This window comes from Lentzea guizhouensis (assembly GCF_001701025.1).
GTDB lineage: Bacteria > Actinomycetota > Actinomycetes > Mycobacteriales > Pseudonocardiaceae > Lentzea > Lentzea guizhouensis.
This window is the reverse complement of sequence record NZ_CP016793.1, coordinates 1,537,734-1,556,196: the sequence shown is the minus strand read 5'-3', so window position 1 is coordinate 1,556,196 and position 18,463 is coordinate 1,537,734. Positions and strand designations below refer to the sequence as shown.

The window sequence follows — 18,463 nt, the reverse complement described above, 5'->3', positions numbered from 1 at the left end:
GGGTTCAGATCGGCTGAGCGGCAAGTCGGTTGGCGATGATGTCTTGGATCTGTCTGATGAGGACGGTGCGCCGTCGGACAACGTCGCTGTGACGCTCGTTGGACAAGTCCGCGGGGTAGTGGCGAGCGAGGTTGTTGGAAATGACATGGAGATAGCCGAACTCGATCCCGGCATCGCGTGCTGCGACTCCCATAGGACCGATCTCCGGATCGACGAATGCGTGCTCGGCGTGCTCGGTCAGCCAGTCCCGGTTCTCCAGCAGGATCGAGGGCGAGGTGACGTGGACGCCGGTGTGCACGCCCGCTTGGGCGGTAGCGAAGTCGCTGAAGAAATCGGGCCAGGTGACGAAGCCTCCGCCTACGAGGCTGGTGTTTCCGGTGGCCAGTCGCGTGTTGGGCTCGATGTCGGGGTTCAGCGCGCCGACTTTGCCGACATAGACGACCTCGCGGGCGCCGAGCTCGGCCAGGCGCGTGACGACTCGTCCGGCGACGTCGCCCCAGATGCTGTGTAGGAAACCGAGGTAGACCACCCGGCGACCGTGGATCTCGGTGTGTTGCCAGGCGTAGCCGTGGCCGTGGTTCCACACACCGTCCGGCGGGACGAGATGCGCCAGGCCCCAGCCGACGATTACGAGGTCGCCGTCGAGTTCGAGGTCGAGCTTCCCCACCGCGTCGCGGGACAACGTCGGGTCGGGCAATTCGTAGGTGACCGTGTCGGCCGGTTTTCCTGTCATGGACAGGTATGTGGCGATGATCAGCGCGTAGTGGTGGACGTAGTCCGCGCCGGGGAACGCCTTGACGATGAGGTCACGGCCTTGGACGTCTGCGGTGGGGCGCTCGAAGTTGAACAGCTTGCCGGTCTTCTCGTGTGCGGAGATCACGGCTTCGCGGTCGTAGCCGCCGACGACATGGATGCTGTCCCAGTCGTGGTCCTGGATCAGGTGGTGCACTTTGATCTGCAGGTACCGCAGAAGGCGGTCCGGGGCCATCGTGTGTCCGTCCACCGCGATGGGGGACGGACACAAGGCCGAGCCGGGTCGCGCAGTCGGGAAGGTGTTGGCGAGGAGGCTCATCAAGCGGCCTCCGGGATCCGCACGCTACTGCCGGCCGCCTCGCGGACGACGGCGATGTTGCGGCGTATCAGGTCGAACCGTTCTTCGGGGATCGGTCCCAGGTTCTCAATCCGTGGGGTCGGAGGTTTCTCGTAGGGGCCGTCGGGCAGCATCTCGATGCCCATCGCGCCGAGGATGACCGGTGCGGCGCCGTCGACCGAGGCGATCCATTCGTGCTCGCGCTGTTCGGCGAGTTCCAGGTGCCCGGTGCGCCCGAGGCCGAGCAGCCGATAGACGATGCGATCCTCGATCATGCCGTGGTCTTCCAGGTACTGGGTTGCCGCCCAGCGGGTGCGGCAGAGCTGGTCTTCGGGCGCGGGACGCCGGGAGGCAGGCAGCGCGATCGCTCCGACGTAGTCGCTGGAAGCGAAGTAGTCGTAGCAGCGCAACCATTCCTGATCGTCTGCCGCGTGCAGCACCACGCACAGGCGGAACTCGTCGCTCAGTTCGAGGATCTCGCGGGCGGCTTCGTCGCTGGACTTGATGGTGGCGAGCCCGTCGCGCATGACGTCCGGGAGGATGATCTCGCGGGCGTCGACCATGCGGGCTGCCGCGATCAGGTCGGCGGCCGGCAGGGCGTGGCCCAGCTCGAAGACTCCATTGTCGACGATGATCTCCGCGCCCCGCTGGGCCTCGCGGTGGAAGAACGTACGGTAGGCAGCGTCGGTCAACACACGTTGGGCTGCCACGTGGTGGACGCTGGCGGGCTCCTGCGCTACGAAGGCGTCCAGGTAGTCGGGCGGCGCGATCGCGGAGAAGGCGATGCTCTTGGTCATCAGGCGGTCCTCCACCTGTCGGTGGCGAGGGTGAGGAATTGTTGGGAGAGCACAGGATCGCTCTCGAATCGACCACCGGACTGCACTGTGGTGGTACGAGCTGCCTCCATCCGCACACCTCGCGCACTCATGCACAGGTGCGTGCCGCGGACCGCGACGGCCACGTCGTTGCTGCCAAGCACGGCGGCGATCTCGTTCGCTACCTCCCGGGTGAAGCGCTCCTGCACCTGAAGGCGACCCGCGTACTGCTGTGCGATGCGGCCGAACTTCGACAGGCCCATCACCTCGCCGTCCGGTACGTAACCGACGGCGACGTCCAGGTTCATGGGCAGCAGGTGGTGCTCGCACAGCGACCAGACGCTCATGCCGCCGATCACGACCAACTGGCCGCTCAGGTGTTGCTCGGGGAAGCAGGTCGGTGTGGCCGACGGCTGTGGGGAGAGGAAACTGAGCCACCATGCGGCGACTCTGGCCGGCGTGTCCGACAGGCCCTCCCGTCCGGGGTCCTCGCCGATCGCGGCCAGAAGTTGGCCGACAAGATCGGCGACGCGCTCGGTGTCGACCAGGCCCGGCGACGCCAGGTCCTGGCTTCCGCTGGGTGCCGGTCTGTCGAGGGTGTTGGTCACGGATTTCGCCTCGCTTCCGGGTTTGATAAGTGGGTGAAGGACGTCAGTAGCGGCGGCGGCTGCTGCTGGTAGAGCCCCGGCGCGCAGGTTTTGGGCAACCCGCCAACGCAGCGACGGCGACTACGAGCATCAGGGCGGTCTCGGTCAGGTCCTCGGAACCCGTGCCCCCAAGGGACGTCACCGAGATCGTGGTGCTGGCGCTGGGAAACGCCTGATCCAGTGCTCGGTCTGGGAATCGGTGTCACCGCGCCCCGGTCAGGATGTGCAGGCGGGTGGAGACATTCCACCCGCGTTCAGTGGCCGGGCCGTAGAGCGCGTCCATGCCGGCCAGAACCTTCTCCTGGGTGGTGCCTTCCGGCATCACCCACACCGGAGCCAGCCGGTGCTCCTCGACGAGCTGGGCGATCTCGTCGAGGTCGCGGCCGGGCTCGGTGACCACGAACTTGAACACCGCGCGGCCTGTCGCAACCAACGCCGAGAGGGCATCGGCCTTGATGCGGGTGGAGTAGGTCATGCCGGAGTTCGCAAGTTTCGGACTCACCACCCAGAGGTCGACCACGGAGGCAAGTTCCGGTGTGGGCGCAATCGTGCCGTTGGTTTCAACCTGCACCCGAACGTCCGCCAGGCCGCGGGCCAGGGCGATCATGGCGGGCTGCTGCAACATCGGCTCCCCGCCGGTGATCACCATCATGTCCACGCCGCGCTCACGCACCCACGACACCAGCTCGGTGACGGGGACTCTGTCGCTGACCTCGGCCGGGTTGTACCTGTTCCAGTCCCAGCTCTCTGGGGTGTCGCAGTAGCTGCACCGCAGGTTGCACCGGGAGAACCGGACGAACACGCAGCGCTGCCCGGTCCACGGGCCTTCGCCCTGGAACGACTCGAACTTCTCCGTGAGAATCGCGGAACCCTCTACACGTCCGGGAGGCAAAGGCGGGGTGCTCACGAAGCATCGCCTCGTTCCCACAGGCCGGTGGTGGTACCCGACTCGACCCGTACGGACACGAGTCGACCGCGGATCCCCGGCTCGACGCTGTCGACGAACCAACCAGCCAGGTGAGCGACCAGTGCAGGGCCAGCAGCACGTAACCCTGCGTCGGCGTCAGATGCCTGGAGGTACGCCCCGAACGGCTTCAGGTCACCGAAATCGGTGATGAACCCAACCTTGTCCAGCCCGTCCGCTCCGAGTACCAGCGTGACGTCGCCGTGGCTGGTCGTGAAGGTCTTCGAGATCGTGACCTCACCGATGACGCCGTCACAGCGCGCCGATGTAGTCGCGGTCTCCGACACCACCATCGCGACCAGCGTGATCGGCATCGCCGATTCCATGTTGTCCCGGAACCACTCGGCAAGGTGAGCAGCGAGAAGCTCGCTCGTCGGGTGGAAGGGGACCTGCTCGTTGAGCAACCGGTGGTCGAATGTCGCGGCCAGATAATCCCCGAGCGGCAACAGATCTCCTGAGGCGTCACCGCGCACGAGTGCCGAAGCGGTCACCGTGTAGTTGTGGCCGTGGTTGCGGCGACACTTGTGACTGGCTGGCAACAGCCTCAGCTCGTGGCTGGCACTGAAGCCGAACGACTGCGAGATGGTGATCTGACCGTCCGCCACGCACTTCTCCTCGGTGGTCTTCATGTAGCTCTCCTTCCTCGGTCATGCCGAATGGCACTCGGACGATGTGCGCTGGCGGCGGAGCTGTCCTTGTCGGGCCGGACGACGCAGCGGCCAGAAAGTCCGAGGGTGGAGCGGCACCAGCGGCGATCTGTAGTACCTTCACTTCCGATCAACCTTACTGCGATACCCGAAAGGTGACAAGGTTGTCGGATGAGCGTCGAGGGTGGCCTTGCTGCCTTACGACTAAGGTCAACGGCGGGAGCACCTCCCACCGCGAGACACAAGGAGGGCGAGCGATGGCGAGCGCCGGCCCGTGGACGAGCGTGTCGATGCCTTATGTGAGCGGTCACCGCGGCGACGCCTGGGGTGTCGAGGCAGCAGAGCACGGTGGCACGGGAACTCAGAAGCTGCTGAGTGTTGACGAGGTGGTCGCCTCCGCGACGGTCGCCGACATGCTGGGCCTGGCTGCGGGCGAGGCGGTGGTCGTGCGCCGCCGCCTCATGCTGTTCAACGACCACCCGGTCGAACTCGTCGATTCGTACTACCCCGCGAACATCGCTCGGGGCACCAGGCTGGCCGAGCATCGCAAGATCCCCGGCGGTGCCGTTGCCCTCCTGGCCGACCTCGGCCATCCGCCTCGCCGCGTCCGTGAAGATGTCAGCGCGCGCTTGGCCACACCAGACGAACGGGCCGCGCTCGCGCTGGACGATCCGTCCTGCGTGCTGGTGCTCGCCCGCGCGCTCGTCACCGAGAGCGATCTGCCCGTCGAAGCCAGTGTGATGACGATGGTGGCCGAGGGGCGACGGCTGCGATACGAGCTGACGCCGTGACCGCTCCCCTGACGGCGTCTCTTGGAGTCGGTCTTGCCTCGCGCGCGTGACATCCGACCCCGGCATCAGCAGATCGCGGCGGAACTGCGCGATCTCATCATGCGTGGCGAGTTGAGCCCAGGTACGCAACTGCCGTCCACCGCGCAGCTCGTCGAGCGGTACGGCGCAGCGAACGCCACAATCCAGCACGCGCTGAAGGCGCTGAAGGACGAAGGCTTCCTTGACAGCCGGGTCGGCAAAGGGGTCTACGTCCGCGATCGGCAGCCGTTCATCATCGACGCCTCCGCCTACATCAAGCCTGAACCAGGCCGGTTCCGCTACCAGTTGCTCAATGTCGACAACGTCGTCCCGCCCGCGGACATAGTCGACGGATTGCAGCTGGCGTCGGGCGCTACCGCAATCGTCCGCACCAGAATCCTCGTCCACGACGAGCAGCCCGTGGAGATGTCCGCGTCGTACTACCCAGCTGAGATCGCCGCGAACAGCAGCCTGGCGAAGGCCGCCAAGATCCGCGGAGGCGCACCCCAGGTCCTCGCCGACCTCGGGTTTCCCCAGCGGACCTTCGTCGACCGGATTTCGGCCCGCCCCCCGACGGTGGAGGAAGCCGAGACGCTGGACCTCCCTGACGGGACGCCAGTGATCCGGCAGTTGCGCGTCATCTACAGCGACAACGAACGCCCCGTCGAAGCCTCGGTCCTCATCAAGGGCGCCCACCTGTACGAGCTGCTGTACCGCCAGACCGTAGAGACCGAGTTGGGCTAGAGCCACGGTGTCGAGGGGTTCGATTTCAGACACGGCAACTGCATTGGTGACGATCTCCTCATCGGTTACGCCCTGGAACTACCAAATGGCCCGAGCCCTAAATGCGTGCATCGAGCGTGCTCACCAGCACGTCCGCGTGAACGGCGGGCTCCCCATCGACGGGGAGGGTGGTCTGACCATCGGACATCCACAGCCGCACGTTCTGGCGAAGGCGCTACTAGTCACTCGGGCTGCCGCTGGAGACAGAAGGCCGCCCAGACCGCAGCGACCTCAGTCAACTTCCAATGATCAACGGCTGCCAGAGCGACGATGCGGCGGCAATGAGGCGGCAACGAGGCGTCACCGTCTCTGACCTGCAAAAACGCCTTTTGTGCGGCGGTAGTCCGAACGGGTGCTGCTCGCCGAGCGGGTGATCAGACTTGACCGGTAGCTGGTTATCGTGGCATTGGACCGACGGAGCGAGGTGATGTTCATGGGCGACCGGCGAGAGGCGTTCGCGGCGCGGCGTGAGCTGATGGGCTACACCCAGGAAAGCCTCGCTGCAGCCGTCGGTGTGGAGTTTTCGACCGTGGGCCGCTGGGAGCGCGGTGATCTGACTCCGCAGCCGTACCGCAGGCCACGTATCGCGAAGGCGCTGGGGATCAGCCTCGAAGAGCTGGGCACGTTGCTTGCCTCGGCACCATCCCGGCAGATGACTGCTCCGCCCTCGGCCGCCGTACCAGCCCGAGCGGCGAATGCCGGCGCAAGAGGCCCGCTCGACACGCAGCCCACCGCGCACGGTGGTGCTCAAGTCCGTCTCGAAGCCGCCGCGCCACGAGCGGGTGGCAGGCTGTTCGGAAGGGAGGCCGTCCCTGTTCAGCCCGACCTCGCGGAGACAGACGACATGAACCGTCGCGACCTACTGCGCCTGTTCACCATGAGCGGTGCCCTGCTGGCGTTGCCTGCGGTCGAACCGGTCCTCGCCGACGTGGACAGGCTTGCCGCAGTGGCTCGAACCGGCGCGGTGGATTCCGCGGCGGCAGCCGAGTTCGCCCAGTTCAACAGCCACCTGTGGCGGGTCTACGCACTCGCGCCGACCAAGAGCGAGGTACTTCCCCTCGTCCGCGCACAGCTCGATGTTCTGTCGACGGGCCTGCGTCATCCGCAGACCCCGGCCATCCGGCAGCGACTCTGCGAGTTGTCCGCCGACCTCTTCCAGTTGGCGGGCGAGATCTTCTTCGACGGTGACCGATACACCGACGCCGCCCACTGCTACACCCTGGCCGCGACAGCAGGCAAGGAAGCCGATGCCCCGGACCTCTGGTCCTGCGCGTTGACCAGGCACGCCTTCATCGCCGTGTACGAGCGCCAGTTCGATGAGGCTGCTCCGCTGCTCGAACTGGCCGCCAACCTGGCCCGCCGGGGCGATCCTGCCCTCTCGACCCGGCAATGGATCGCAGCTGTGCAGGCAGAAACCTTCGCCGGTCTCGGCGACCTGGACGCCTGCCAGCGCGCACTCGACACGGCAGCCGAGGTCCAGCACCTTCAGGGGCCGGTTCACAACGGTGGCTGGCTCCGATTCGATGGCTCACGCCTGGCCGAGGAACGCGGCACCTGCTACGTCAACCTCGGCCGCTACGACCTTGCCGAAGCCGCCCTGACCGACGCGCTGGCCGGCGTCCTGACCGCGCGCCGGAAGGCCGGTGTTCTCACCGACCTGGCGATGATCGGCGTGCATCGGCGCAATCCTGACCAAGTCGCGACCTACGCCGACGCCGCCCTGGCCACCGCCCGTCAGACCGGCTCCGGAGTCATCGCGCGCAAACTGCGTGGTCTACAGCCGCACCTGGCCCCTTTGCTCACCGACCAGCAGATCCAGCGGCTCGACGCCGAGATCACCGAACTCGTCGGCAACCGCGCCGCATGATGGAGGACGACAGAATGCAGAACGACCGTGGCCGCGTGTTCCGTGAGGCGTGGATCGCCGGAGTCACCAAGCATTACCCCGGCGAGCCCAAGCCCGGCTACATCACTCCGTGGGACGAGACGCCGGACTGGGAACGTGACGCCGCGACCGCTGTGTACGACCAGGTTCTCGCCTTCATCAGGGCGACCGACGGCGCCACCGCCAAGCTCACTTCGGACCAGAAGGGCCGCTTCGTCGCGCTGTGCTGGATCGGCCAGATCTACAAGCACTTCCCCGACCCGAAGCCGTCCTACGTCGCGGACTGGAACGACCTGCCCGACTGGCAGAGGGCCACGGACAGCGACATCTTCGAGCGCATCGAACAGGACGCCTGACCGTGTGACGGCATCGGCAGACATGCGGCGTGGCTACTCGCCAACCAGGCTGGTGGCTGAATCAGGCAAGCGAGGTGAGCGGCGTGGGCGACAGACGCGAGGCGTTCGCGGCTCGACGTGAGGCGATGGGCTTCACTCAGGAAGGGCTCGCTGCTGCTGTTGGTGTGGAGTTCTCCACTGTCGGGCGGTGGGAACGTGGCGCCCTGACGCCTCAACCGTGGCGGCGCCCTCGGATTGCGACAGCGCTGGGCGTCTCCCTCGATGAGCTGAACGTGCTGCTCGGACAAGGCCCGACCCACGGCTCACAGGACCTGCCGCAGTCGGTCACAGGGCAAGCGACCTGGGGACGATCCCGACAAACCTCTCTGGTGTCGAGTTCGCCCGCTTCTGCGCTCACCGCCGCGTATGACCCCGCCAGAAGCCTCGACATGGGGCAGGTGCCCGCTGAGTTCCTCGAGTCCCTCACCTTGGCCGTGAAGCCGCCGCGGCGGATCGGATGGGCCGAGGTCGAGCAGGTCAAGCTGATGACGAGCACGCTGGCCGCCAGCGAGAACCTGTATGGCGGAGGCATGGCCGGTGAAGCGGGGGCCGCGCATCTGCGGTGGGCTGGCCACCTGTTGAGTGCCCGAGCCAGCGCCGCCGTCGAAGTGGGGATGTTCGAGGCCATCGGAAACCTTGCGGGAGTGGTGGCGTTCTCGGCTTTCGACGTCGGAAACCACGACGCAGCGGCTCGATGCTTTCGCTTCGGTCTGTGGTGCGCCGAGCAGGGTGGCTCGTGGGAGTTGCGTGCCGCGACCCTCGCCGATATGGCACGCCAAGCCATCTACCTCGGCAACCTGGACGACGCGCTGTCCTTGATCGAGTTCGCCCAGGTGCGAGCTGACCGGTTGACCGCCACCGCGCGAGCCATGATCGGTGTGGTCCGGGCCCGGTTGTTGGCAATGCTGGGCCGCCACAACGAAGCGCGAGCCGAAGTCGACCGTGCGGATACCTACTTCGCCCAACGGCAACCGGAGACCAATCCACCCTGGCTGGTGTACTACGACGAAGCCGAGCACGCGGGGAGCAGCGCGCGGGCACTTACTCCGCTCGCCGTCGCGGAAAAGCAGCCAGGGGACGCCGCCGAGCGTCTTGTCTCGGCGATTCGACTGCATAGCGACGCCTATCCGCGCTCGCGGGCATTCTCCAGGGCGCGCCTGGCTACCTTGCACATGGCGATCGGGGATCCGCGTGAAGCCGTCCTCTTTGGACGCCAAGCTGTCGACGACGCCGCGATGTTGCACTCACGACGGATGGACGAGGAACTCGCCAAGCTGGTGCGGGCGTGCCAACAGCATCGTGCGATACCCGAAGTGGTCGAATTCTCGGAACTCGTGGAATCCGGCACAGCCGATGTCTGATGTGGACACGGGCCTGGTCTTGTCTGGAGATCCGCGTGACGTGCTGACGATAGCGGCCAGGAAAGCCGGTGTGCCTACCGCAGAAGCGACCTTGATCCGTGACGGCACAAACGTTATCTACGAGATGGCCAGCGGTGTCGTGGCTCGTGTGGGCCCTCCAGGCTCGCAGCTAGTCGCCGCCCGTCAAATCCAGGCGTCGCGTTGGCTGGCTGACGCCGGGATCGCTGTCGTACGTGCCGTCGACGACATCGACCAGCCCACGGTTGTTAGAACTCGACCCGTGACGTGGTGGGTACAGCTTCCTGATCACCGCCACGCCACGCCGGCCGAATTGGGTGCGGTCCTGGGCCGCCTGCACGCGCTGGACGTGCCAGAGTCGCCTTCGTTCCCCGTTGTCGATCCTTTCGAAGGGCTGGGCGAGTCAATCGACGGCGGTACCGCGTTGTCGGAGGATGACCGAGCCTGGCTTCGAGATCTTGCAGAGCGGCTGCACGGTGAATACTCGGCGTTGATTCCGAGCCTGCCTCGGTGCGTCATCCACGGCGATGCGTGGCAGGGCAACGTTGTTGTCCCTAGGGCGGGTGGCACCCCCGTATTGCTGGATCTCGACCATGTCGGGATCGGACTTCGGGAGTGGGATCTGGTCTCGTTGGCGGTCGACTACACCGACTTCGCCCGGCTCACGGACTCGGACTACCAGGCTTTCGTGGACGCCTACGGCGGTTATGACATGACCGCGTGGTCTGGCTATCGCACCCTGGCAACGATCAGAGAACTACGTTGGACAGCCTTCGTCCTTGGTAAAGCCAAGACCAGCACGGAAGCAACCCAACAGGTACGACACCGGGTGGCGTGCCTGCGTGGCGAGATCGAGCGGCCTTGGTCGTGGTCGGCCTTTTGAGTCGGCGGCCTCTGACTTACTCGTATATCGAACATCTGAGGTGGTAGGCGTTGGATCGGCGAGAGCGGCTGGCTGGGCGTCGTGAAGCGTTGGGGTTTACCCAGGAGTCGTTCGCCCGTGAGATCGGCGTCGAGCTGTCCACGGTCGGCCGATGGGAACGAGGGACACAGGCTCCTCAACCGTGGATGCGTCCCAAGATCGCGAAGGCACTGAAGGTATCGGCCGACGAACTCGCCGCTCTCCTGTCCGGAGAGGCGTTGCGGTCTGCCGATCCGGTTGACGCGAGCAACGCACTCGGTCCTGAGATCGCCGAACATGTCCGTCAGAGCCAGGCGGAGTGGCTTCGGGTTCGTCGCGCTGCGGGCGCACGGGGGCGGGAACTGGCGGAACTGGCCGCGTGGCTGTACCCGGTCAGCAAACGTGCACCCGGCGGCCATGTGTTGGCCGGTCCCGGCTGGCTGTTGGACACGCCTGTGGAGTTGGACTCGGTGCGGCTGAACCTCTCTGAGGTCGAGCGTCCGGTGTCGAAGCTCGAGCCGGTGGATCACGTGTTGCCGCTCACCGATCGAGGCGCGCGCTATGTCGGCTACAGCCGAGCCGTGCGGGACCTTGTACGGCCTCGGCTACTGGAGAACCGACTTAGCTACCGGCTGCTGGAGGTGTCCCAGAGTGATGGCCTTGAGCTGACGTTCGGGACGACCACGTTCTTCGAGGTGTTCGACATCAAGGAGTGCCTCGCTCACGAGTTCAAGGCCGCGTGGCTGGCATCGGGCGGGTCTGTTCCAGATTGGAGCGCACTTCCGCTGCGCTCGACGATTGGCGACCCGTTCGATCCAGCCCGAATGCTGATGTCGCCCGGCATCAGCACTCTGACGATCCGCAAGGACCGGCGTGGCGAGCACCGGTTCATGATGCATCAGCGCGACGGTCGCGCCGTCGCCGATGGCGGCGGCATGTGCACCGTCATGCCCTCCGGGGAGTTCCAGCCCTCATCGCTCGCTGCGGTCGACGTGCACAACGACTTCTCCTTGTGGCGCAACATCATGCGGGAGTACTCCGAGGAGTTTCTCGGCAATCCCGAACACGATGGGGCCGGGGCTGGCTCCATCGACTATGCCGAGCAGGAGCCGTTCCGCTCCTTCGAGCAGGCTCACGCCGACGGTCGATTTCGCCTTTGGCACTACGGCTTGGTCATGGACGCACTCACCCTGGGCGCAAGCCAACGTACTGTTGCCGTGCTGGACAACGAGATCTTCGACCGCTTGTTCACCGGGCTGGTGGCAACCAACGACGAAGGCCATGTCGTCGGTGAGGGCGGCCGAACCGATATGCCCTTCACCAGCGAGGCGATTGACCGACTTGAGCCGCGTCTGTCGGCCAGCTCTTTGACCTTGCTGCGACTGGCGTGGCGTGATCGACGCCTCCTGCTTGATTGAGGAGCGTGTGCACGTCGGCTCGGCGGGTTCGGTGAGCGGCAGCCAATTTAGGTGATCAATCGAGGTTGTCGTGCACGGGCAAGGGCCGCGGGCGCTGCTGTCCGACCGGTCTCGGTGAGCTTGTAGAACCGGCGTTTCGGGCGCCTTGCCGTATGCGGATCGATCTCCTCCCACCGGTCCTCGACCCAACCGAGGCTTACCAGGCGAGCAAGGATCGGGTAAGCGGTGCCGGGCATCATGCCAGCCGATTCGGCGATTTCTAGTCCGTACCGCTCCACGTCCGGATCGGATAGCAGCAGCCGCGGCACTGCCTGGACGTGGACCGTCATCCTCAGCCGGGCGGTCATCGGTCCGCCCGAACCAAGTCGCTTGCGAAGTCAGCGACCTTGGCCGCGAAGCAGCAGAGGGTTTCGGTGATGTACTGCTCAAGGGGCGTCGACATGCTGATGCTCCGAAAGGCGGCCGACTGTCAAGCCAGCGGAAATCCGCGAGGTCAGAGGGTGACCGCGGCTGGCAGGCGTCCGAGGACGGGAAGCGGGACGAAGTTCTCGGCGTGTTCGACGCCGATGCGTGCGCCCCACAGCCGGGCGAGGTTCTCGGCCATCGGCTCGAAGTGTTCGGCGATGGGCTGGGAGCCGTGCGCGACCAGGGCGCGTTGTTTAGTGGCCCAGGTGGTGGTGATGTCGACGGTGGTGTGGGCGGGAACGGGGCCGTCGAGGGTGAGGTTGTTGTAGGTGTCGGTGGTGTAGACCCGGCGCGGGTGTCCGGTGGCGATGACGACCTCGGGAAGGGCTTCCAGCACGGCTTCGGCGATGCGTCGGTGGTCGGGATGCACGTCGCGAAGCGGGTGGGTAAGGACGACTTCGGGGCGGGTGTCCAGCAGGAGTTCGCGTACGGCCGCTGCGGTGGGCTCGTTGATCTGGTGGAGCCCGGCGCCGAGTACGGCGGCCCCGGCGGCGGCCTCGCTGGCACGGGGCTCGGGGTGGCGTGGGACGGCGATGGTGACGTCGGCTCCGGCAGCAGTGCAGAGGGCGAGCGTGCCGCCTGCCCAGAGTTCGGCGTCGTCGGGATGCGCCATCACGGTCAGGACCGAGCCGGGCGGGATGAACGCGGTCGCGGTCACCGGAGTCACCACAGCCCGAGCTTGTCAATGACCTCGGCAGGCTTGGGCAGCGTGCGGCTGCTGCGGCCGGCGGGGAGCAGGGGCAGGTCGAGGTCGGTTCGCATCCTGATCAGGTCGCGCCAGCCGAGGACCTGGTCCCAGGCTTCGGCAACGGCCTTGCCCTTGGTGCCAGCGAGTCGTCCGGCGTCGGCGAGCTGGTCGAGGGTGAGGCCGCCGGCCAGGAGCTTGGCGGCGGTGCCCGTCCCGACGCCGCGCACGCCAGGGATGTTGTCGGCCGGGTCACCGGTGAGGGCTCGGAAGTCCGCCCACTGGGTCGGTTGGACCTGGTAGCGGTCGAACACGGTGTCGGGCTCGATGTGGCGGCGGGCTCGCTTCATGGCGGTGTTGAGCACATGGATGCGGTCGTCGATGAGCTGGTAGAAGTCGCGGTCACCGGACATGATCCACACCCGGCGATCGGGGTCGTCGCGGCGGACGTGGGTGACGAGGGTGGCGATCACGTCGTCGGCTTCGGCCGTGTCGATCTCGATCCACGCCAGCTCGTAAGCGGTCAGTGCTTCCTGAACGTGCGGGATGGCTCGGATGGGTTTGAGCGCGGCTTCGTCGAGGACGCGGTTGGCCTTATAGTCGCTGTCGGTGGTTTGGCGTTTGGCCGCACCGTGTTGGCCGTCGAACACCACGATCACCTCGGGCGGCGCGGCGAACTCTTCGCGGATGGCTACGCGGAGTAGTGCGAAGAAGGCGAACTCGGCGGTCAGGTCCCGAGTCTTGTCGCGGGAGTGGATCGCGGCGGGGAAGCCGAAGGCTCCGCGCCAGAGCAGGTTGTGGCCGTCGACCAGCAGAAGTGGGACATCGGTCATCACCGCACCGCCTTGAGGAAGTCATGGGCGACTGTGGTGGGCAGATAGTCCCGCGAGCGGTAGTACGCAGCCCGTGATAGCGCTGCGTAGCGTACCGGATCGTCGAGGAGTACTTCGGCGGCACCCCACAGCCCGAACTCGCCCTGTGCGCGGGGCACCACGATCCCGCCCGCTCCCTCCCCGCTGCCGATGAGGACGGGCAGGTTGTCCACGTCGAAGGCGACAACCGGGGTGCCCACGCCCATCGCCTCCAGGGCGACGAGCCCGAAGGTTTCCTTGGTCGAGGGCACGATGACCACGGCGGCCTCGGCCAGCCACGGCTGGACCTGATCCCACGGCAGGCCGGCGTCGCGGATGCTGCCCATCGGTAGGTGGGCGGCGCAGTAGGCGCAGCGGCGGTACTCGGCGGCCTGTGCGCCGGCGGTGTGCTCGAACCCGGCCTCGGCGAGGACGACCTCGATGCCGCGGTCGACGAGCCGACCGGCGTCGAGCAGGGCGCGGACGTTCTTCTCCGGCCCGAGCCGGGCCAGCACCCGCACCGGTCCGCCCTGCCGCAGCGCCTCGCGCTGGCGGGCGTCGGGCGCGCCGTGGTCGTCGAGCAGGGCGTTGGGCACGACCTGCCAGCAGGTGCTGTCGTAGCCCTGGTCGTGGGCTTGCCCGAGGACCGTGGTCGACGGTGCGACGACCACGTCGGCACGTTCCAAGGCGGGCACGAGGTCCTGGTCGTGGCCGACGACGTGCATCGCGAGCACCGTGCGTACGCCGTCGCAAGCAGGGGCAAGGCGTCCCAGCCCCCAGAGGGCGTCGACGTAGACGGCGATGTCGACGTGGTGGCGGCGGTAGAGGGCGCGCAGGTCGTCGGCGATGATCTCGTCCTGGCCGTGGGTGCTGATCGCCTCGCGTAGTTCGTCGTCGTCGGCGGGGAAGGTGACCCCTACCGAGCCGAGCACCACCAGGTCCTCGTCCACTTTCTTGTTTGTGGTCTGTTCGGGCTCGGTGGCGGTGATGATCAGGGCGCGGTGTCCGAGCTGGCGCAGACCGTGGGCGAGGGCGGCGGTGGCGCGTTCCATCCCGGCCGGAGCGTCGCGGGTATAGGAGGCCAGGACGAACGCGATGGTCAGCGGCTTGCTGGCGTCAGGCATGGCTGGTCACCCGCTCCGGGATGGGAATGTAGGTGGTCTGCTGGTCGGGGCGTTTTCCCAGGGGAAGCTGACCCAGTCCGACACGGTCCAGACCGAGTAATCGGGGCAGGTCTCCGCCCCGGTGTTCAGGCACAGCGTCGCGGTGATCACCCTGGCGTCCGGGGCGAGGACCGGCGTGAGGACGTTGCGGAGTTTGTGCAGGGTGGCGCCACTGCCGCAGATGTCGTCGACCACGAGGATGGTGCCGTCGAGCTTGCGGCGGCCGAGGCTGCGGCGGAAGGCGTCGAAGTCGACGGTGACCTTGCCGGTGGCTTGGCGGTAGAGGCCGTCGTCGGCGTTGTGCCGAGCCTGGACGCTCCTGGGTTTCACGCCGAGTCGGCCGGCGAGGATGCGGGCGGGGGCGACGCCGCCGTTGGCGATGCCGATGACGTGGTCGACCTTCGGATGGTCGCGGGTGATGGCGGCGAACAGCAGCAGGCAGGCGTCGCTCAGTGCCTCGGGGGTGACCCGCCAGATGCGCTGGTGCTCGAACACGCGCTGTGCGGTGTGGGTCATGCCGAACCGTCCCGTCCGGTCACGGCCAGGCTGACCGGCCCGGTCAGCGGACGCAGGGCGTCGATCGCGGTCGTGTCCGGGGTGTTGCGCCAGACCTGCCCGTCGGCGCGCACGACGGTGAACCCGGCGGCGTCGGCGCGGGTGCGCAGCCGCACCGGGACCGGGGTCGTGCCGAGTGCGGTGACCAGGTGGCGGGCGTCCTCGTCGGGTACTTGTTCGGCGGTGGCGAGTGGGGCGCCTTCGCCGAAGGGCAGGTACTGCAGGACGGTGACGCCGTGGACGCCGAGCCGGTCGGCCAGCTCGGCCAGCGCGGGCAGTCCGTCGGCGGTGGAGCGCATGAGCACGGTCTGGATCTGGGTCGGGATGCCGTAGGCGAGGGCGGCGCGGATGCCGGAGACGGCCTTGGCGAAGCTGCCCTCACCGCGCCACTGGTCGTGCCGCTCGGGGTCGGGGCCGTCGAGGCTGACCCGGATCGCGTCGACCCGGCGGGCGAGGGCTTCGGCGCGGCGGGGCAGGTGGGTGCCGTTGGTGGTGACGCTGACCGCGCAGCCGCCGTCGACCAGCACGTCGAGCAGGGTGGGCAGGTCGCGGATGAGCAGCGGTTCGCCGCCGGAGACGTCCACGCCGAGCACCCCGGAAGAGGCGATCGTGGCCGCGACCTCGCCACGCTCGCCGCGGCCGAGTTCCGGGACGGATTTGTCGTCCAGGCAGTGCGGGCAGGTCAAGTTGCAGCGCACGATGGGCGACCAGCACACGCTGACCGGCATCACGTCGCCCAGCTCACCGGGGTGGACTTCCGGTAGCGAGGTGATGCCCTCGTGGGTCAGGGCGGTGCGTCCGGTGAGGATGGGCTGGCCGGTTCGGTGGGTCAGGCCGGTGAGCGGGTCGTAGACGACACCGATCCCGCCGCGCGTACCGCAGCCGACCATCCGGCGTGTCGAGGCGTGGCCGGTGGTCGTGGTGGTCCTGGTCATGGGCGTCCCTTGCAGTGGGTGAGCAGCTCGGACATCGATGCGGTGAAGGCTTGGGCGCGGTCTCGCGGCGCGGACAGCTCCAGCAGGTCGCGGTAGCGGGCCAGCGTGCGTGGCCAGCCGGCGAGCTTGTGCTGCCACTGCTCGGCGGCGTCGGGTGGGTCGAGGTGGAAACCGACGACCTGGCGCAGCGGGATGACCAGAAGCCCGGCGGCGATCAGGCACGCTCCGAGGTAGGTGTCCTCCATGCCCCACCCGAGGCGGCCGAACTCCTGGTCGAGGCCGCCGACGTCCAGCACAGCGGCGCGCGGGACGGCGACCAGGGCGGTGACGACCATGCGGGGCAGGTCCCAGTCGAAGTAGGACTGCCCGTACCCGAGGTCGACGAAGTCGTGGGTGTCATCGAGCGGGCGGCCGTCCAGTGCTTGGGGCAGCGTGATCCCGCTGTAGGGCAGCGTGGTGTTCGGCGGTGGCCGCCACACGACCCGGTGGTCGGCGGCGAGGTTCGGGATACGGCCCAGGATGGCCGGGTCCTGTGAGTGCACCTCGTAGCGCAGGTTGTGGCGGAAGCCGACCAGCACGCTGGTGTCGGTAGCGCGGGCGGCGACGTCGGTGATCACCTGCGGCGGGATCACCATGTCGCCGTCGAGGTAGAGCACGGTCTGCCCTTTGGCGAGGGCGGTGCCGACGTTGCGGGCGGTGGCCGCGCCCATCCGCTGCGGCAGCCGCACCAGCCGGTCGACCACCCGGTGCTGGGCGGCGACGTGGGCGGTGTCGTCGGTGCTGGCGTCGTCGACGACGATGACCTCGAACTCGTACTGGTGGTGTTGGGCGTCCAGAGCGTCGAGCACGGTGGGCAGGCAGTAGCCGACCTGGTGGGCGGGGATGACCACCGAGACGGTGCGTGCGGATGCCAGCCAGCAGTCCGGCGGGGTGGGCTGGTGCCAGCCGATCCCGTCGGCGAGAGCCTCCCAGGCATGGGTGCTGGAGCTGTGGTTGTTGCCGTGTCGCAGCAACTCCTCCCGCAGCGGCAGTGGGCCGGGGGCGAACTCGGACGTGGTCACAGCCAGCCCCACCCGGACAACACGGTGCTCGTCCCAGTCCAGTTGAGGGGGTTGGGCAGCAACGTCAAGGTCAGCGGCGGCGCGTGGTCGAACAGGCACTCGGCGGCGGCCAGGTACAGCGGCTCCAGCACCACTAGCACGTGCCGCAACGCCTCGGCCCGCAGGTCGGTGGTCAGGCGTTCGGCTACGCGAGGCTGGAGCGCTTGTGCTTCGCCGCGGGAACGGAGCTTGCGGTCATAGGTGCCCACGAGGTCGTCGGGGTGCAGCAGGCCGTGTGCGCCGGACAGGATGCGCAGCCGTGCCCGATGCTCGGGTGAGAGGTGGTCGCGCAGGCGGGGCGTGAGCGCGCCCTGGTACAGCTCCAGGGCCGGGACCGGGGTCGTGGTGATCAGCTTCTCCCGGCTGCAGGAGACGATGATCAGTCCCTGCTCGGGCTCGAGCCTGCTGGTGGGCGTCATGGCTGGCGCACCACCCGCATCCCGATGCCCGGCGAGGTCAGCTCGGCGGGCGCGGCGTTGAGGAAGGTGGTGCGCGCGTACAGGACGGTCGAGGCGTAGGAGCCGCCGCGCAGCGTGACGCCGCCGCCCATCGTGGCGCGGGCGGTCCACTCCCAGGTGTTGCCCGCCACGTCCAGCAGACCCTCCGGGGTCGCCCCGTCCGGGTGGGCGTCGACCGGGCAGGTAGTGCCGAGGCCGCAGTCGCGCAGGTTCGCCAACTCGGGCGTCCAGTCCTGGTCGCCCCAGGGCCAGCGTCGCCGGGCGGGACCGCCCGCCATCCACTCCCACTCCGCCGAGGTCGGCAGCCGCCCGTCCAGGGCGCGGGCGATCTCGGCGGCCTCGGCATGGGTCATCCCGGTGACCGGGTGCAGCCCGCGTTCACTACCGCGCTCACCGCGCAGCTGGGCGTAGGTGATCGGGGTGCGCGTCCACAGCAGCGTGCCGACCGCGACCGGCCGGGCGTCGTCGCCGAACCGGCAGGTCCCTCCAGGTACCTCGACCCACTCGATGTTCATGGT

21 protein-coding genes are annotated in these 18,463 nt (G+C 67.7%); 7 read left to right on the top strand and 14 right to left on the bottom strand.

Going from position 1 to position 18,463, the window contains the following annotated elements:
- Nucleotides 1-4: 4 nt before the first annotated feature.
- From BBK82_RS07940 to BBK82_RS07920, 5 genes are all read right to left on the bottom strand, one after another.
- On the bottom strand, nucleotides 5-1,072 hold the full coding sequence (locus BBK82_RS07940; protein WP_218920595.1) for a nucleoside phosphorylase-I family protein: 1,068 nt from the start codon (nucleotides 1,070-1,072) through the stop codon (nucleotides 5-7).
- Nucleotides 1,072-1,887, bottom strand: coding sequence for a hypothetical protein (locus BBK82_RS07935; RefSeq protein WP_065920902.1), 816 nt, complete (start codon nucleotides 1,885-1,887; stop codon nucleotides 1,072-1,074). The genes BBK82_RS07940 and BBK82_RS07935 overlap by 1 nt, the downstream gene beginning before the upstream one ends.
- Nucleotides 1,887-2,513, bottom strand: coding sequence for a GTP cyclohydrolase I (folE, locus tag BBK82_RS07930; protein WP_065914414.1), 627 nt, complete (start codon nucleotides 2,511-2,513; stop codon nucleotides 1,887-1,889). Before folE ends, BBK82_RS07935 begins: the two co-directional genes overlap by 1 nt.
- 241 nt (nucleotides 2,514-2,754) lie before the next feature.
- The gene (locus BBK82_RS07925) at nucleotides 2,755-3,354 is read right to left on the bottom strand and encodes a 7-carboxy-7-deazaguanine synthase QueE (RefSeq protein ID WP_237048372.1); all 600 of its coding nucleotides are present in this window, start codon (nucleotides 3,352-3,354) and stop codon (nucleotides 2,755-2,757) included.
- A gap of 101 nt (nucleotides 3,355-3,455) precedes the next feature.
- Nucleotides 3,456-4,145, bottom strand: a complete 690-nt coding sequence (locus tag BBK82_RS07920) for a 6-carboxytetrahydropterin synthase (protein WP_065914412.1) — start codon at nucleotides 4,143-4,145, stop codon at nucleotides 3,456-3,458.
- 275 nt (nucleotides 4,146-4,420) lie between these two features.
- Here BBK82_RS07920 and BBK82_RS07915 point away from each other — a divergent pair, with 275 nt between their 5' ends.
- The 7 genes from BBK82_RS07915 to BBK82_RS07885 all read left to right on the top strand — a co-directional run bounded on the left by BBK82_RS07915 (nucleotide 4,421) and on the right by BBK82_RS07885 (nucleotide 11,733).
- Nucleotides 4,421-4,954, top strand: coding sequence for a GntR family transcriptional regulator (locus tag BBK82_RS07915; RefSeq protein ID WP_065914411.1), 534 nt, complete (start codon nucleotides 4,421-4,423; stop codon nucleotides 4,952-4,954).
- Between the two features lie 33 nt (nucleotides 4,955-4,987).
- Nucleotides 4,988-5,716, top strand: a complete 729-nt coding sequence (locus BBK82_RS07910; RefSeq protein WP_065920901.1) for a GntR family transcriptional regulator — start codon at nucleotides 4,988-4,990, stop codon at nucleotides 5,714-5,716.
- Between the two features lie 466 nt (nucleotides 5,717-6,182).
- Nucleotides 6,183-7,622 (top strand): helix-turn-helix domain-containing protein, encoded by a 1,440-nt coding sequence (locus BBK82_RS07905; RefSeq protein ID WP_237048087.1) that lies wholly within the window; start codon nucleotides 6,183-6,185, stop codon nucleotides 7,620-7,622.
- 14 nt (nucleotides 7,623-7,636) lie between these two features.
- Nucleotides 7,637-7,996, top strand: coding sequence for a hypothetical protein (locus BBK82_RS07900; protein WP_065920900.1), 360 nt, complete (start codon nucleotides 7,637-7,639; stop codon nucleotides 7,994-7,996).
- An 83-nt stretch (nucleotides 7,997-8,079) separates the two neighbouring features.
- Nucleotides 8,080-9,396, top strand: coding sequence for a helix-turn-helix domain-containing protein (locus BBK82_RS07895; protein WP_154697161.1), 1,317 nt, complete (start codon nucleotides 8,080-8,082; stop codon nucleotides 9,394-9,396).
- Nucleotides 9,389-10,297: a phosphotransferase enzyme family protein gene (locus BBK82_RS07890; RefSeq protein WP_065914409.1), complete on the top strand. Its 909-nt coding sequence runs from the start codon at nucleotides 9,389-9,391 to the stop codon at nucleotides 10,295-10,297. The genes BBK82_RS07895 and BBK82_RS07890 overlap by 8 nt, the downstream gene beginning before the upstream one ends.
- A gap of 50 nt (nucleotides 10,298-10,347) precedes the next feature.
- Complete coding sequence (locus BBK82_RS07885) at nucleotides 10,348-11,733, top strand: helix-turn-helix transcriptional regulator (RefSeq protein WP_065914408.1); 1,386 nt, start codon at nucleotides 10,348-10,350, stop codon at nucleotides 11,731-11,733.
- Between the two features lie 47 nt (nucleotides 11,734-11,780).
- Here the strand turns inward: BBK82_RS07885 and BBK82_RS47295 are convergent, their stop codons facing one another.
- The 9 genes from BBK82_RS47295 to BBK82_RS07845 all read right to left on the bottom strand — a co-directional run bounded on the left by BBK82_RS47295 (nucleotide 11,781) and on the right by BBK82_RS07845 (nucleotide 18,460).
- Nucleotides 11,781-12,080 (bottom strand): PadR family transcriptional regulator, encoded by a 300-nt coding sequence (locus BBK82_RS47295; RefSeq protein WP_237048086.1) that lies wholly within the window; start codon nucleotides 12,078-12,080, stop codon nucleotides 11,781-11,783.
- A gap of 146 nt (nucleotides 12,081-12,226) precedes the next feature.
- A complete protein-coding gene (locus BBK82_RS07880) occupies nucleotides 12,227-12,856 on the bottom strand; it encodes a PIG-L deacetylase family protein (RefSeq protein ID WP_065920898.1) in 630 nt (209 codons plus the stop codon).
- A 5-nt stretch (nucleotides 12,857-12,861) separates the two neighbouring features.
- The gene (locus BBK82_RS07875; RefSeq protein WP_065914407.1) at nucleotides 12,862-13,716 is read right to left on the bottom strand and encodes a 5'-3' exonuclease; all 855 of its coding nucleotides are present in this window, start codon (nucleotides 13,714-13,716) and stop codon (nucleotides 12,862-12,864) included.
- A complete protein-coding gene (locus BBK82_RS07870) occupies nucleotides 13,716-14,858 on the bottom strand; it encodes a glycosyltransferase family 4 protein (protein ID WP_065914406.1) in 1,143 nt (380 codons plus the stop codon). Before BBK82_RS07870 ends, BBK82_RS07875 begins: the two co-directional genes overlap by 1 nt.
- 6 nt (nucleotides 14,859-14,864) lie before the next feature.
- Nucleotides 14,865-15,413, bottom strand: a complete 549-nt coding sequence (locus tag BBK82_RS07865; RefSeq protein WP_237048085.1) for a phosphoribosyltransferase — start codon at nucleotides 15,411-15,413, stop codon at nucleotides 14,865-14,867.
- Complete coding sequence (locus tag BBK82_RS07860) at nucleotides 15,410-16,387, bottom strand: radical SAM protein (protein WP_237048084.1); 978 nt, start codon at nucleotides 16,385-16,387, stop codon at nucleotides 15,410-15,412. The genes BBK82_RS07865 and BBK82_RS07860 overlap by 4 nt, the downstream gene beginning before the upstream one ends.
- On the bottom strand, nucleotides 16,384-17,448 hold the full coding sequence (locus BBK82_RS07855) for a glycosyltransferase family 2 protein (protein ID WP_065920896.1): 1,065 nt from the start codon (nucleotides 17,446-17,448) through the stop codon (nucleotides 16,384-16,386). Before BBK82_RS07855 ends, BBK82_RS07860 begins: the two co-directional genes overlap by 4 nt.
- Complete coding sequence (locus tag BBK82_RS07850) at nucleotides 17,445-17,906, bottom strand: DUF6884 domain-containing protein (RefSeq protein ID WP_065914405.1); 462 nt, start codon at nucleotides 17,904-17,906, stop codon at nucleotides 17,445-17,447. The genes BBK82_RS07855 and BBK82_RS07850 overlap by 4 nt, the downstream gene beginning before the upstream one ends.
- Nucleotides 17,903-18,460 (bottom strand): formylglycine-generating enzyme family protein, encoded by a 558-nt coding sequence (locus BBK82_RS07845; protein ID WP_065914404.1) that lies wholly within the window; start codon nucleotides 18,458-18,460, stop codon nucleotides 17,903-17,905. The genes BBK82_RS07850 and BBK82_RS07845 overlap by 4 nt, the downstream gene beginning before the upstream one ends.
- Between the last annotated feature and the right edge of the window lie 3 nt (nucleotides 18,461-18,463).

What these genes read in the sequence shown, in the direction of transcription:
- BBK82_RS07900 (WP_065920900.1), top strand. Translation starts at nt 7,637, where the DNA reads ATGCAGAACGACCGTGGCCGCGTGTTCCGTGAGGCGTGGATCGCCGGA.
- BBK82_RS07905 (WP_237048087.1), top strand. Translation starts at nt 6,183, where the DNA reads ATGTTCATGGGCGACCGGCGAGAGGCGTTCGCGGCGCGGCGTGAGCTG.
- BBK82_RS07915 (WP_065914411.1), top strand. Translation starts at nt 4,421, where the DNA reads ATGGCGAGCGCCGGCCCGTGGACGAGCGTGTCGATGCCTTATGTGAGC.
- BBK82_RS07940 (WP_218920595.1), bottom strand. Translation starts at nt 1,072, where the DNA reads ATGAGCCTCCTCGCCAACACCTTCCCGACTGCGCGACCCGGCTCGGCC.
- BBK82_RS07870 (WP_065914406.1), bottom strand. Translation starts at nt 14,858, where the DNA reads ATGCCTGACGCCAGCAAGCCGCTGACCATCGCGTTCGTCCTGGCCTCC.
- BBK82_RS47295 (WP_237048086.1), bottom strand. Translation starts at nt 12,080, where the DNA reads ATGACCGCCCGGCTGAGGATGACGGTCCACGTCCAGGCAGTGCCGCGG.
- BBK82_RS07865 (WP_237048085.1), bottom strand. Translation starts at nt 15,413, where the DNA reads ATGACCCACACCGCACAGCGCGTGTTCGAGCACCAGCGCATCTGGCGG.
- BBK82_RS07890 (WP_065914409.1), top strand. Translation starts at nt 9,389, where the DNA reads ATGTCTGATGTGGACACGGGCCTGGTCTTGTCTGGAGATCCGCGTGAC.
- BBK82_RS07875 (WP_065914407.1), bottom strand. Translation starts at nt 13,716, where the DNA reads ATGACCGATGTCCCACTTCTGCTGGTCGACGGCCACAACCTGCTCTGG.
- BBK82_RS07845 (WP_065914404.1), bottom strand. Translation starts at nt 18,460, where the DNA reads ATGAACATCGAGTGGGTCGAGGTACCTGGAGGGACCTGCCGGTTCGGC.
- BBK82_RS07920 (WP_065914412.1), bottom strand. Translation starts at nt 4,145, where the DNA reads ATGAAGACCACCGAGGAGAAGTGCGTGGCGGACGGTCAGATCACCATC.
- BBK82_RS07935 (WP_065920902.1), bottom strand. Translation starts at nt 1,887, where the DNA reads ATGACCAAGAGCATCGCCTTCTCCGCGATCGCGCCGCCCGACTACCTG.
- BBK82_RS07850 (WP_065914405.1), bottom strand. Translation starts at nt 17,906, where the DNA reads ATGACGCCCACCAGCAGGCTCGAGCCCGAGCAGGGACTGATCATCGTC.
- BBK82_RS07860 (WP_237048084.1), bottom strand. Translation starts at nt 16,387, where the DNA reads ATGACCAGGACCACCACGACCACCGGCCACGCCTCGACACGCCGGATG.